Origin of the sequence: Actinomyces qiguomingii (assembly GCF_004102025.1) — a bacterium.
Classification (GTDB): domain Bacteria; phylum Actinomycetota; class Actinomycetes; order Actinomycetales; family Actinomycetaceae; genus Actinomyces; species Actinomyces qiguomingii.
This window is the reverse complement of the sequence record NZ_CP025228.1, coordinates 2253872-2267943: the sequence shown is the minus strand read 5'-3', so window position 1 is coordinate 2267943 and position 14072 is coordinate 2253872. Positions and strand designations below refer to the sequence as shown.

10 protein-coding genes are annotated in these 14072 nt (G+C 69.1%); 3 read left to right on the top strand and 7 right to left on the bottom strand.

Going from position 1 to position 14072, the window contains the following annotated elements; all coding sequences use genetic code 11:
• The first annotated feature begins 32 nt into the window (after nt 1–32).
• Together CWT10_RS09375 and CWT10_RS09370 are read left to right on the top strand one after the other, a co-directional pair.
• Nucleotides 33–1370, top strand: coding sequence for a sensor histidine kinase (locus CWT10_RS09375; RefSeq protein ID WP_425320999.1), 1338 nt, complete (start codon nt 33–35; stop codon nt 1368–1370).
• A complete protein-coding gene (locus CWT10_RS09370; RefSeq protein WP_103061473.1) occupies nt 1367–2065 on the top strand; it encodes a response regulator in 699 nt (232 codons plus the stop codon). Before CWT10_RS09375 ends, CWT10_RS09370 begins: the two co-directional genes overlap by 4 nt.
• Nucleotides 2066–2157: 92 nt before the next feature.
• On the opposite strand, the gene CWT10_RS09365 is transcribed toward CWT10_RS09370, so the two are convergent.
• The 7 genes from CWT10_RS09365 to CWT10_RS09335 all read right to left on the bottom strand — a co-directional run bounded on the left by CWT10_RS09365 (nt 2158) and on the right by CWT10_RS09335 (nt 10575).
• Entirely contained in the window at nt 2158–3345 is a 1188-nt protein-coding gene (locus tag CWT10_RS09365) for a YeiH family protein (protein ID WP_103061474.1), read from the bottom strand.
• Complete coding sequence (locus CWT10_RS09360; RefSeq protein ID WP_103061475.1) at nt 3345–3542, bottom strand: hypothetical protein; 198 nt, start codon at nt 3540–3542, stop codon at nt 3345–3347. The genes CWT10_RS09365 and CWT10_RS09360 overlap by 1 nt, the downstream gene beginning before the upstream one ends.
• A gap of 360 nt (nt 3543–3902) precedes the next feature.
• The gene (trpA, locus tag CWT10_RS09355) at nt 3903–4778 is read right to left on the bottom strand and encodes a tryptophan synthase subunit alpha (RefSeq protein WP_103061476.1); all 876 of its coding nucleotides are present in this window, start codon (nt 4776–4778) and stop codon (nt 3903–3905) included.
• A 1-nt stretch (nt 4779) separates the two neighbouring features.
• On the bottom strand, nt 4780–7071 hold the full coding sequence (gene trpB / locus CWT10_RS09350) for a tryptophan synthase subunit beta (RefSeq protein ID WP_103061477.1): 2292 nt from the start codon (nt 7069–7071) through the stop codon (nt 4780–4782).
• Nucleotides 7068–8165, bottom strand: a complete 1098-nt coding sequence (trpD, locus tag CWT10_RS09345; protein ID WP_103061478.1) for an anthranilate phosphoribosyltransferase — start codon at nt 8163–8165, stop codon at nt 7068–7070. The genes trpB and trpD overlap by 4 nt, the downstream gene beginning before the upstream one ends.
• 60 nt (nt 8166–8225) lie before the next feature.
• Nucleotides 8226–8879, bottom strand: a complete 654-nt coding sequence (locus tag CWT10_RS09340) for an anthranilate synthase component II (RefSeq protein WP_103061479.1) — start codon at nt 8877–8879, stop codon at nt 8226–8228.
• Between the two features lies 1 nt (nt 8880).
• Nucleotides 8881–10575 (bottom strand): anthranilate synthase component 1, encoded by a 1695-nt coding sequence (locus CWT10_RS09335; RefSeq protein ID WP_103061480.1) that lies wholly within the window; start codon nt 10573–10575, stop codon nt 8881–8883.
• A gap of 425 nt (nt 10576–11000) precedes the next feature.
• Here CWT10_RS09335 and CWT10_RS09330 point away from each other — a divergent pair, with 425 nt between their 5' ends.
• Entirely contained in the window at nt 11001–14045 is a 3045-nt protein-coding gene (locus tag CWT10_RS09330; RefSeq protein ID WP_199176278.1) for a glycoside hydrolase family 3 protein, read from the top strand.
• The last annotated feature ends 27 nt before the right edge of the window (nt 14046–14072 follow it).

Here is a 14072-nt window from a genome sequence, read left to right as displayed (position 1 = left end):
AGAGAGGTAGCACGAGGATGAACGACGGCGGGGTGGCGGGCGCAGGAGTACCGGTATCAGGCTCAGGCTCTGGAGAGCGGCGCCGCAGGACGTGGTCCCGCCCCGGAGCGGCCGACATGCTGCTGGCCGCGGCTCTGGCCTACCTGTGCGCCTGGAATCCGCCTGCGCCGCCGGACTCGCTGCCCGGTGCGGGTATACGCGCGGAACTGGGTGATGGTGGTGCTTACCTAGTCATCCTGACAGTGTGCTGCGTCGGCATCGCCCTGAGGCGTGTCGGCCCGACGGCTGCGGTCGTCGTAATCGGTGCGGCCCTGACCGGTCACGTGCTGATCTACGATGAGCTATCCGTGCTTGCCGTCGCCGCCTGCCTGGTGGCGGCGGAGACCTGCGCCAGCCGCGTGCCGCGTCCCCACGCCTGGCTCCTGCTGGGACTGGGGTACTTCGGCGGCGCCGTCGGCTCCCTGCGCGCCGCCAACGAGCTGATCAACCCGCCCGTCCCGGGATCCGAACTGATCATCCTCACGGTGACTTGGGCCTTCATTACCGTCGCCGTCCTGGTGGGCCTGCTGCGCAGACGTTCCCGCGAGCGGGTCGAGCAGGCCCTGGAACGCGCCCGGATCCTGGCCTCCCGCCAGGAGGCTGAACGGCACCTGGCGGTCAGCGCCGAAAGGCAGCGGGTCGCTCGGGACGTGCACGACCTGCTGGGGCACTCACTGTCCGTTATCGGGATGCAGGCCGAGGGGGCCCGGGCCGTCCTGTCTACCGATCCTGACGCCGCCGCACAGGCGCTGGCGGTGATCGGAAGTACGAGTCGGCGTGCCGTTGCCGAGGTGCACTCCCTGGTGGACATGCTAGGCGCCGACCGCGAGGCGCCGACAGCGGCCCAGGCTGTTACGCGGCCGGACGGGACCGGGGCACCGGCCGGCGCGCTACCGGGCCTTGATGACATACCACGACTGGTCGCGCAAGTGCGGCGGGCGGGTGTGCCGCTTACCCTCGACCTGCGCTATTACGCCGAGCCTCCGGCCCCGGTGGGCGCGGCCGTGTACCGCTGTGCGCAAGAGGCCTTGACCAATGTGATGCGGCACGCAAGCGGCGCTACTGCCTCGGTTCGAATACTGGCCGATGAGGACCGGATCGACCTCGTCGTCGAGAATGGGCTCCCGGGCCCCGCCGGGGGCGTAGCGGCGGGGACAGCGGCGCGAAGAGGAAAGGGACTGACAACCATGCGCGAGCGTGCAGCGGCGGTCGGCGGGCACCTCGAGGCCGGGGAATGTACCGAGGGCGGCTGGCGCGTGCACGCCGTCGTACCGGCATCACCAACCGGGACCGGGGTGCAGGAACCGGCACGTCCGGGGGAGGCGGCATGAACGCCTCCATCAGGGTGGCGCTGGTGGATGACGAGCCGCTGTTCACTGCAGGACTGGCCATGCTGCTTGAGGCGCAGCCGGACATTGAGGTGTGCTGGCAGGCCACCGACGGCGGCCAGGCATTGCGGCGGGCGCAGGACGACCCAGTGGATGTGGTCCTGCTGGATGTGCAGATGCCTGGTATGGACGGCCTGGCCACCACCCGGCGCCTAATTCAGGCGGGGGCGCATGGCCGCATCGTCATCCTCACCACCTTCGATACCGACGGATACGTCATGGGCGCCATTGAGGCGGGCGCCTCGGGCTTCCTGCTGAAGAACACACCCCCGGAGCGCCTCATCGAGGCAGTGCGCACCGTTCACGTGGGTGACTCGGTCATCTCGCCCGGACCTACGCGGCGGCTTCTGACCGCCGTCCGCACTGGTCAGGAGAAGCAGGTCGGCGCCAGCCCCCGGCATGCGCGGCTGCCAGACGGGCTGACACGGCGAGAGACGGAGGTACTGGCCCTGATCGCCCGGGGGCTGACCAACCAGGAGATCTGCGACCGGCTGTGGCTGTCCATGGCGACTGTGAAGACGCACGTGACCCACTTGCCGGCCAAGACCGGGGCGCGGGACCGGGTGCAGCTGGTGCTGCTGGCACTGCGCACCGGCGTCGTCGACGTCGATGAGCTGCTGACCGAGCCCGCGCCATAGCCAACCGGAACCGTCCGGATCGGGACGCGGCCTGGTCCCGGTCGGCGTCGGCGGTGCGGGGGAAGGTACACCGCCTACCCCGACCGGAACCGCTAGAACAGTCCGCCGAAGGCCCAGCCGAACAGGGCCTGGGCGTAGAGCAGGCCTGCCACCAGATTGCAGAGCGTGCCGGCGAGGAACACCAGCACGGGCTTCCAGCCGGCCTCCCGCAGGGCGCCAGCACGGAACTCCAGGCCGATTGATACGAAGGCCAGGGTGAAGAACAGGGTCTGCAGCGCCTTGGCGGAGGCCAGGCCGGTGCTCAACCAACTGGTTTCGTCCGCGACCAGGCCGGGCGCGGCGGCGGCGATGGCGGAGACCAGTACCGACGCGGCGATGAAGCCGAGAACGAACTTCGGGAAGCGCTGCCAGACCTCGTGCCAACCGGGACGGGACGCGGCGGTGCTACCGGCGCCGCGGTCCACGCGCAGGGAGAACCAGAGGGACAGGCCCACGGCTACGAAGCCGATCAAGGCGTTCTGCGTCATCTTCACAATCGCGGCGAATTCGAGCACCTCCTCACCGGCGACGGCCCCGGCGGCGGTCACTGCCGCGGTGGTGTCGATGTTTCCGCCGATCCAGGCTCCCGCCACCGGCGCGGACAGCCCCATCAGGGCGGCGAGCCAGGGCAGCAGGAAGATGCTCGGCAGGGCGAAGACCACAACCAGCCCGGCCGTGTAGGCGAGCTGTTCTCGCTTGGCGTTGACGGCGCCCGCCGCCGCCACGGCGGCCGAGACCCCGCAGACCGACAGTGCGGTGGCCAGCAGCGCCTTCAGGTGCGGCTCCACGCGCAGCAGGCCGGCGATCCACCAGGTGAACAGGAAGACCGTCGAGATCATGAGCAGGGCCTGAATGACTGCAGGCGCCGCCGCCGAGGCGATCACGTTGATATTGACGGTGGACCCCAGGAGTACCAGGCCCGTCTTGATGAAGAACTCGGTGCGGAACGCCGCGGACAGGCGCTCCATGACTCCCAGCGCGGACAGGATTGCATTGGCGGCGAAGCCCAGGGCGATGGCGTAAACGGGAAACTCGATCGTTCCGGCGATCGCGCCGAACCAGGTGCCCTCGCTCCAGGCGGGGATATGGCTGCTGAGGTAGTCGACGGCGGCGGCCAGGCCGACGACTACGATGACGCCGAGCACGGTCCAGCCCGGGGAGGTGGACTCCGGACGGGTACCGGGGCTGCGCTCGGCGTCGGGGACGGTGGCGGCGGGTGCGCCGACGCGGGTACCACTCATCACAGCCACCCCGAGATGTCCGGAATGATGCCGAGCAGGGCGAGGCCGAGCAGGGCAAGGCCGGTGATGGTGGCGAGCCAGTCCTCGCTCAGGGAGAACTTTCCGTCGCCGTCGGGCGGGATGACCGTGGTGGGCGGGACGTCTACATGACTGTCCGCGGCCTTGGTATTACGGTACGTGTGGCTGGCAGGGGGCATGGCAGACCTTTCGGGTACTGCTGCGTACGCGTCAGGACCTGCCCCGACAAGTGGGGCCCGCTAGGGGACAGACACATCAGGAGTCGTCGGCAGGCACCTGCCGACGCAGCTCGTGTCTAAAGGGATGGCGTGTCAGTCGGCAGCGGTGATGCGGATACCGCGACACATACACATCTCGGCCGCGCCGAAGCGGTCGACGGCGGTGCCAGCGACCAAACGGAACGGGACATGACTGAACACACTTGGGACCATAGGGCAGGGCGGAGGCGACTATCCAGGCCTGTCCGCATGGCGAACCGCGGTGAGACTCGGCACGTAACTTCTACCGACCTCGGTGGTTATTTCGACCGACCTCGATGGTTATTTCGACCGACCTCGGCGGGTGGCGGCCTTCATGGCGGCGACGAAGTCGCGCAGCTCGGCCTGGAGGGATTCCAGGGCGGCGGCGTACGCGGGGGAGTCCTCACCGGAATCCTGCGCCAGGCGGGCCAGTGTCGGCACGTGGGACTCGATAATCTTCACCGTCGCCGAGCCGGAGATCGCCCCATCCGCGCCTGCGGCAATCGCCTCGGCCACCTGCTCGGGAGCCGAGATGCCGAAGCCCAGCATCACCGGCGCGGCCGCGTCCTGCCGCAGCCGCGCCACCGACTGCGCCAGTCCCGCGGTGGAGGAGGCGCGCTCGGTGCCGGTCACGCCGGCCCGGGAGACCGCGTACACGTAGCCGCGCGAGGCCGCCGCCACCGCATCCAGGGTCAGGGCGGAGGCCGACGGCGGAGCGATGTAGACGGCGTCGATCCCGGCGGCCGCGGCGGCGGCGGAGAACTCCGCGGACTGGCGCACCGGCACGTCCGGCAGCAGCACCGAGTCGATGCCGGCGGCGGCGCAGCGGGCGTAGAAGTCCTCCAGCCCGATTGCGAAGGGCACATTGCCGTAGATGAGCATGCCGATGGGCAGCTGAGGGTGGCGCGCGCGCACCCGCGCCACCACCGCCAGGCAGTCGGCCAGGCTCGCCCCGGCGCCCAGCGCGCGCAGGTGTGCGCGCTGAATGGTCGGCCCGTCGGCCACCGGGTCGGAGAAGGGGGTGCCGAGTTCCAGGGCGTCCGCGCCACCGGCGATGAGCGCCTCGATAATGGCCTCGGACGCCGTGGGGGTGGGGTCGCCGACCATGACGAAGGGCACGAAGGCGCCCTCCCCGGCGTCGGCCAGACGGGAGAACATGGCGGGGTAGCGGCTCATTTCAGGCCTCCTCTGGCACATGGCTCGGCGTAGACGGTGCGGTGGCCGCCCCGGTGCGCGTCAGCGACAGGTACTCGGTGCGCTTGCCCATTTCCTCGACCATGGCGGCGGCCCGGGCAACGGCGGAGTCCTCGGAGAAGCTTCCGCCCAGGCGCATGCGCACCTGCTCCAGGTCCTTGTCCCCGCGCCCCGACAGGCACACCAGCAGGTGCGGGGTGGGCGCGTCGGCGGGCGTCTCGCGCGCAATCTTCAGTGCCTGGGCGAGCGCGTGGGCGGACTCCAGGGCCGGGATGATGCCCTCCCAGCGGCTCAGCAGCCGGAAGGCCTCCACCGCCTCGTCGTCGGTGATGGCCAAGTACCGGGCGCGCCCGGAGTCGGCCAGCCAGGCGTGCTCGGGACCGACGCCGGGGTAGTCCAGCCCCGCCGACACGGAGAAGGACTCCTCCACCTGTCCCTCCAGGGTGCGCATCAGGTAGCTGCGGGCGCCGTGGAGAATGCCGGTGGTGCCATTGTTGATGGGGGCGCCGTTGCGGGGCGTGTCCAGCCCCTCGCCGGCCGGCTCCACCCCGATCAGGCCGACGCCGACGTCGTCGATGAACTCGGAGAACATGCCGATCGCGTTCGAGCCGCCGCCCACGCAGGCGATCACCTGATCGGGCAGCCGCCCGGTCAGGGCCAGGATCTGGGCGCGCGCCTCAATAGAGATGCAGCGGTGGTATTCGTGCACGATTGTGGGGAAGGGGTGTGCCCCGGCGGCCGTGCCCAGCAGGTAGTGGGTGGTGGCGAAGGAGGCGGTCCAGTCGCGCAGGGCCTCGTTGACGGCGTCCTTCAGGGTGCCGGCGCCACTGGCCACGGGCACCACCCGCGCCCCCATCAGCTCCATGCGCTCCACATTGGCGGCCTGCCGCACCACGTCGGTGGCACCCATGTAGATGGTGCAGTCCAGACCCAGCAGGGCGCACACCATGGCGGTGGCGGTGCCGTGCTGGCCGGCGCCCGTCTCGGCGATGATGCGGGTCTTGCCCATGCGCTTGGCCAGCAGCGCCTGCCCCAGCACCTGGTTGCCCTTGTGGGCGCCGCCGTGCACCAGGTCCTCCCGCTTGAGGAAGATGCGGGCGTTGCCCTCGCGGGGCAAGTTGTGCAACTCGGTCACCGGGGTGGGGCGCCCCAGGTAGCGGCGCAGGAGCTCGTCCAGCTCGGCGGCGAAGGACGGGTCCGACTGGGCGTCGATAAAGGCATCCTCGAGCTGGTCCAGTGCGGGGATCAGCAGCTCGGGCACGTACTGGCCGCCGTAGGGGCCGAAGTAGGCACTCAGCCGCGGGTGCGTGTGGTCGGCGTGCTCCCGGCGCACCGGGACCGCGTCTGTTGCGCCGCCACTGGGCTCGACGGCGTCCGCGGCAGCGGGGCGCGCCGCATCCCTTGTGGGCATGGGCACGGCGGTGGCCAGCGCCTCGGCCACCACTCCCGGGTCGGGGGCCGCGGACAGGGCCGAGCCGATCAGCAGGGCGTCCACCTGCCCGGCCAGACGCCGCACGTCGTCGGCGGTCTCCACCCCGGACTCGCCCACCAGCACCACGCCCGACGGCGCCAGCGGCGCCATCTGCTCCGTGCGGGAGATGTCGGTGGCCAGGGTGCGCAGGTCGCGGTTATTGATGCCGATCACCCGCGCCCCCAGGGCGGTGGCCCGGTGCATCTCCTCCTGGGTGGACACCTCCGTGAGCACCTCCATGCCCAGCGAGTGCGCCAGCTGCGCCAGCTCGGCGTAGACGTCGTCGGGCACCACCGAGAGCATCAGCAGGATCGCGTCCGCCCCCAGGCTGCGGGCGGCCAGCACCTGGACCGGATCGACGATGAAGTCCTTGCACAGCACCGGCACGTCGACCACTGCGCGCACGGCGGCCAGGTCCTCGAAGGAGCCGTTGAAGCGGTCCGGCTCGGTCAGCACCGACACGGCCGCCGCCCACGGCGCGTAGGCGCGGGCCAGCGAGGCCGGGTCGTAGTTGGAGCGGATGGTGCCGCGCGAGGGCGAGGCAGACTTGCACTCCATGATCAGGGCGGGACGCGGGCTCACGTGCTTGCCGGAGCGGGTGCGCAGGGCGTCGGCGAAGGAACGCCGGGACGGCTCCAGCTGCTCGGCGCGCAGGTGCCCGAAGCGGGCGCGCAGCTCGGGCAGGCGCTCGCGCCGCGCGGCCACGATCGTATCCAGGACGGTGCCGGTGGCGATCAGTCGTTCGTCTACGGGCCGCAGCTGCGGCCGGTCGGCGGTGCCGGAGGACGGGGTGGCGGCGCTCATCGGGTCTGCCCAGCCTTGGACTGCGCCTTGGTCATGGAGTCCAGGTGCTCGGCGACCCGGCCGCTGGCCAGCTGGTCCAGGGCCATACGGGTGCCGTCGGCCAGGTTGTCGGCCGGTCCGGCCAGGTACAGCAGGGCCCCGGCGTTGACGGCGATTGCGTCGCGGTGCGCCGGCTCGCCCCGGCCGGCGAAGACCTCCCGCAGCAGGGCGGCGTTCTCCTCCGGCTCGCCGCCCAGCACATCCTCAAGGGTGTAGGTGGACACGCCCAGTTCCTCTGGCGTGACCTCGTATGCCTTCACCCCGCGCGGGGTAGCTTCCCGCACCTGGGTGGCCCCGTGCACGGCGATCTCATCGGTGCCGGCGCCGTGCACGATCAGGGCCCGCTTGCGACCCAGCTTGACCATGGTCTGGGCGATCATGTCGAGGATGTCCGGGTTGGCAACACCCATCAGCTGGTAGGTCAGGTGGGCGGGGTTGAGCAGGGGGCCCAGCACGTTGAAGATTGTGGGCGTGGCCAGGGCCTTGCGGATCGGGGCGACGTGCCGCATGGCCGGGTGGTAGGCCTGGGCGAACAGGAAGGTGAAGTGGTCGCGCGCCAGGATCTCCACCGCCTGCTCCGGGGTGACGTCCAGGGGCAGGCCCAGGGCGGCGACGACGTCGGCGGCCCCGGTCTTGGAGGACACGGCCCGGTTGCCGTGCTTGGCCACGGACACACCCATGGAGGCCGCCACGATGCCGGCGCCGGTGGAGATGTTGATGGTGCCCACGCCGTCGCCGCCGGTGCCGACCACATCCACCAGCGGGAAGGTGACCTCGGGGAAGGGGCGGGCGGCGTCACGGAAGGCGCTCGCGGCGCCGGCCACCTCGTCGGCGGTCTCGCCGCGGGCGTGCAGGGCGGCCAGCAGGGCGGCGGTCTCGGCCTCGGACAGGTCGCCGGCACCGAGCGCGGCAAAGACAACGCCGGTCTCGTCCTGGGTCAGGCGCTTGCCCTGAATCACCTCACGTAGCAGGCGGTGGGCGTCCTCGGCGTCGGCGATTGCAGTAGCAGTATTCACGGTATTGATGGCGTTGTTCTCTGCGGGTGCGGGGGTCATGCTGTGCTCCTTGCAGACGAGGTTGGAAATAACGGGAAAGTGGTGCGGAAAACAGCGGGCTCAGGTGGTGGCCGCCCGGGCGAGGTCCGCGGTAAGCGCCTGCAGGATTGCGGGTCCTTGCGGCGTGAGGACGGATTCGGGATGGAACTGCAGCCCTACGACGGGGCGGGTGCGGTGGCGGGCGGCCATGACCACGCCGGGACCGACAGGATCTTCGGCTCCGGTCACCGCCAGCGGCGTCAGCGCCGCGGGCAGCGCGCGGGTGCCCAGTGAGTGGTAGCGGGCCACGTCCAGGCGGCCGTCGGGCAGAGACTCGAAGGCCGGGTCGGTGCGTCCGGCCCCGGTCACCTCCACGCGCACGCTGCGGCCGTGCACGGGACCAACCCGGTCAACGGTCCCACCGCAGGCCTCGACAATCGCCTGGAAGCCCAGGCAGATGCCCAGCGTGGGGACGGCGTGCGCAATGGCGGCGTCGATGAGTTCCATCAGGCTCCCGGAGGTGCGCGGGTGTCCCGGGCCGGGGGACAGGCACAGCACCGGGCGTTCGCCACGTCCGGGGCATCGGGCTGTATCCGGTTCCGCCCGCAGCGCCCGCAGCACCGTTGAGACCGGGGCCGTGTTGCGGTAGACCTTGATGCTCGCTCCCAGGGAGGCGAACTGGTCGACCAGGTTGTAGACGAAGGAGTCGCGGTTGTCGAGCAGGACCACGTGCATGTCAGCGCCTCTCTTCCCGGGCGGCGGCCGCGGGGGCTGGGGCCTCGTCCGCGTCGGGGTCGATGTCCGTGTCGATGACGAGCTCCGCTCCCTGGGAGGCGGCGACGGCCGCCAGCACCGCACTGGCCTTGTGCATGGTCTCGGCGGCCTCGGCGGCGGGAACCGAGTCTGCTACCACGCCCGCGCCGGCCTGTACCAGGGCGGTGCCCGCGCGCACGAAGGCGGAGCGGATGACGATGCAGGTGTCCAGTTCACCGTCGCCCCGGAAGTAGCCGACCGAGCCGCCGTAGCTGCCGCGGCGCACCCCCTCGGCCTCGCGGATCAGCTCGGCGGCCCGCAGCTTGGGGGCGCCGGTAAGGGTGCCCATGGTCATAGAGGCGCGGAAGGCGTCCAGGGCATCGAGGTCTGGGGCCAGCTGCCCGGATACCTCCGATACCAGGTGCATCACCCGGCTGTAGCGGTCTACGCGCAACAGGTCCTCGACCCTGCGGGTGCCGGGGACCGATACCCGGGCGACGTCGTTGCGGGCCAGGTCCACCAGCATCACATGCTCGGCGACCTCCTTGGCGTCGGTGCGCAGTTCCAACTCCAGGCGCGTATCCCGCTCGTGGTCGACGGCGCCGTCGGGCGCCAGGCCCCGCGGGCGGGTACCGGCAATGGGCCGGATAGCTACCTGCCCGGTCTTGGCCGAGTGCAGCAGCGCGGACTCCGGGGATGCGCCCAGCAGTTCGAAGTCCGGGGCGCCGACGTAGAACATATACGGGCTCGGGTTGGATGTGCGTAGAGCGTGGTAGGCGGCCAGCGCGTCGGGGCAGGGCAGGGTGAAGCCACGGGCCGGCACCACCTGGTAGACGTCCCCGGCGGCGATGGACTCCTTCATGGACTCCACCACGGCGGCATAGTCGGCGTCGGACTGCGTGGGCACGGCATGCAGGACCGGACGGGTATCCGCCGCGGCGGCCCGCCCCGCAGGCGCGGGGTCTGCGGCGTGGGCGGCGGGCGCCCGTTCCGCGAGGGCGTCGGCTGCGGCGGCCAACGCATCCATGTTGGCGGCCAAGTCGGCGGCGTCAACGGAGGCCCCCACCAGTGTGGCCGTGCGGGTGGGGTGATCGATCACCAAGATGATACGGGCGTCGTAGAAGAGGTAGTCGGGGCAGGTGTTGGTGCCCATCGTCACCTCAGGCAGCGCCTCGAAGGTGGCCAAATAGTCGAAGGCGAACACGCCCGCCTCCAGCGGCAGGTGCGGGTGGTCCACGCCGGTAGCCGCCAGCACGCGCAGCGGCTCAATGGTGGAGGTGGCCTTGAGGCGCTCGCGCTCCTCCAGGTCTTCGGCCACGGGAGGGAAGGTGAGGGTGAGACTGTCTGCGGCCTCGGCGGTGATGTGCACGGGAAGGGCGGAGCGCAGCCGGTCCAGGGCGGCGGCGCCGTCGGCGGGCGCCTGGGGGAGGGCCTCGACGGTAACACTGCGTCCCTGGCAGGTCAGCCGGGCAGAGGATTGAAGGACGGCAATGGTGGTGCGCGAAACCTTCGTGGCGATGTCGACGGATTCCAATAGGACCGCATCCAGAGGGCGCGGGCCGTCGGTGTCCTGTGCGGTGGCGATCAGGCCTGCCCGCGCCAGGTACTCCAGCAGCCGGCCGGCATCATCCTGATAGCGCACCGACCGCGTCAGCACGGTGGGCTGGGGTAGCGTCATCGGTTGCCTTCCTGATTGGTGCCACCAGTGGGAGCCGCCCCGTATGCGAAGAGCCCGCCTGGTGGCGAGCTCTTATGATCCGGCGCCGGCTACGCGGCACTAGTGGCTCGCCCGTTGAGGAGCCACCACCACTGGCTGGTGCGGAGCACGTTCACGGGGGGAACAGTAGAACGGGAAGTGGGCAGGTCCAAATCGGTGACACGTGGTGAGACGGGACCGGGGCGGTGGCGGCACGGGCGAGCACCATGATCATGAGGGGAACAGGGGACAGGATATGCGGCGCGGTGGGCAGATTATGCGCCGCCAGCCTCTTGCGGGTGACGGGCGTCATAAAGTGGTAGCCGCCAATGTTGGCTCAATCGGCGCCGTGCGCGCGGCGCCCCACGACCCCACCCACTGTTCCCGACTGCTCATAGGAGAGTAACGTGCTCCAACTCCTCATCAACATCCTGACGCCGATCCTTGGAGGCATGGGAGTTGCGCCGGCTGACGTCGAGACATACGTCCACGAATGCTCCGGCTACATCTACGCCCTCCTCGCCATCATCCTGGCTGCGATCGCCGTAGCCATCGGCGCCCACTGGCTGGCCAAGAAGGGCGACCGCCATCTATGGCGCTGGGGAGCCGGCCTGGCCACCGTGTTGTCCGTCGTCGTTATCGGCAACCTAGTGGTATTCGGTCCGCTCCACTCGACCGTATCGATCCTCGTGAACGGCCAGGGCAGTGTCTCACAGGCCTCGCGTGCCGCCTCCGAAGAGATCATCGGCCGGGTAGGCGACGAGGGCTTCGTCCTTGCGGAGAACGACGACGACCTGCTGCCGCTGCCCGCCGAAACCACCAACCTCAACGTCTTCGGCTGGGCCTCGACCATTCCCATCTACGGCGGCACCGGCTCCGGGGCGGCCGATATGTCGAGCGCCACCGGCGTGCTGGACTCCCTGCACGATGCCGGCTACGCCACCAACGACACGTTGACCGAGATTTACACCGCTTACCGGGACACTCGTGAGTCCCTTGGTACCACCGGCACCATCGGCTTCACCGACTGGACTTTGCCGGAGCCGACGGCAGCGGTCTACACCGATGAGGTGCTTGACGAGGCCAAGGACTTCTCGGACACCGCCGTGGTCGTCCTGGCCCGCTCCGGCGGTGAGGGGCAGGATCTGCCCACCGACATGAAGGCGGTCATCGACGGCGACTACGCCGAGATGGCCAACACCGTTGCCGGTGGCAATGAGCGATACCGCTATTTCGACTCCGAGTACACCAATAACGGCGACTACGACGACTTCGAGGCCGGGCAGCACTACCTGCAGCTCTCGCGCACCGAGAAGGACATGCTGCAGATCGTCAACGACAACTTCTCCCAGGTGATCGTCCTGATCAACTCCAACAACACCATGGAGCTGGACTGGTTGGACGAGTATCCCTCCATCAAGTCCGTGCTGCTTGCGCCCGGAACCGGTCAGAACGCCATGGGGGCGCTGGGGCGGATCCTGTCCGGTCAGGTCAACCCCTCCGGACGTACCGTGGACATGTTTATCAACGACCTGACCTCCACTCCCGCCTACAACAACTTCGGCAACTTCACCTACACGAACGTTGACGATCTGGTGGAGCAGTACACCGCCGCCGACCCCGGCTTCCAGGGCGTACTGGGACGCGTAAGCTACAACGAGGGCATCTACGTCGGCTACCGTTACTACGAAACCGCCCACGACGATGCGGTGGAGGGCTTCGACTACGACGCCGCCGTGCGCTACCCCTTCGGCTACGGGCTGTCCTTCACCGACTTTGGCCATGAGATCACCGCCTTCAACGCCGACGGAGACGATGTGCAGGTGACGGTCACCGTCACGAACACTGGGGATACGGCCGGCAAGGACGTGGTTCAGTTGTACTCCACGCCGCCGTACACCAACGGCGGCATTGAGAAGGCCTCCGTCAACCTGGTCGACTTCGCCAAGACCGAGCTGCTCGATCCCGGTGCGACTCAGGCGATAGACTTCGTGATCCCTAAGGAGAAGCTGGCCTCCTACGACTCCTCCGCCATTAAGACCGAGGGCGGCGGCTACGTGTTGGAGGCTGGCGAGTACACCATCTCGGCGCGTTCGGACTCCCACACCGTGTTGGACTCGCAGACCTTCACGGTGGAGGCGGACATTGACTACTCCGCCGATGGGCGCGCCTCTGACGGTGAGGCGGCCACGAACCGATTCGAGGATTACTCCGCCCATGATGTCACCTACCTGTCACGAGCGGGCGGATTCGCGAACTACGCCGCAGCAACCGCCGCGCCGAGCGCGCAGGACCTGACCATGACGGAGGAGGAGAAGGCCTTCATCGACTCCTACTCGGTGGCCAATTACAACCCGGCCGACCACGAGGATCCGGAGGCGGTTATGCCCACCACCGGTGCTAACGGCGACCTGAGCCTACGCGACATGACCGGCCTGGCCTATGACGATGAGCAGTGGGAGCGCCTGTTGGACCAGCTCACCGTCGAGGAGATGTCCGAGTTGGTCGCCGTCGGCGGTTTCCAGACGGTTGCGGTCGGCTCTATCGACAAGCGGGCCATGCTCGACTCCGATGGTCCCGCCGGCCTGAATGACTGGGTGATCGGTGTCATGGGCACTCCCTATCCGGCGGAGGTGCTCGTGGCCCAGACCTGGAACAAGGAGCTGGGGGCAGAGGTGGGGGCCGGCATCGCCCAGGAGTTCGTCGATGCGCACATCTACGGCTGGTACGGCCCCGGCATGAACATGCACCGCACCGCCTTCGGCGGCCGCAACTTCGAGTACTACTCCGAGGACGGCGTGCTGGCAGGCGAGATCGCCTCGGCCACCTCGAACGCCGCAGCGGCCAAGGGCGTATACCCCTACATCAAGCACTTCGCGATGAATGACCAGGAGATCAACCGCTGCACGCTGTTGCAGACCTTCGCCACCGAGCAGACGATACGGGAGATCTACCTCAGGCCCTTCGAGATCGTGGTGAAGAACCGGCAGGAGGGGCCGTACGCGGTCATGTCCGCTTTCAACTTCATCGGCAACCGCTACGCCGGTGCCAATGCCGATCTGCTCAACGGAGTCCTGCGCGATGAGTGGGGCTTCGAGGGCATGGTGCTCACGGACTGGTACGGCTCATACGGTTACCAGATGACCATGGACTCGGTGCTCAACGGCAACGACATCATGCTCGGCATGGGCACCCAGGCCCGCTCGGAGATAGAGAACCTGGACTCACCGACCATGGTCACGGCGCTGCGGCAGGCCTCGAAGAACGTGCTGTACACCGTGGCCAACTCCGGCAACTACACCGTGGAGACCGATGAAGGCGGCATCGACCGGCTGACCAGGATGGCGATCATCATTGATGTGGTGACCGGCCTGCTGTGCGTCGGTGCGATGACGGCGGTGGTGCTGCGGTGGCGTTCCAAGCGGGCCAAGGCACGGGCGAGCGACCAGTGAGCTGCTGAAGAAGAGCACAGGCCGGAG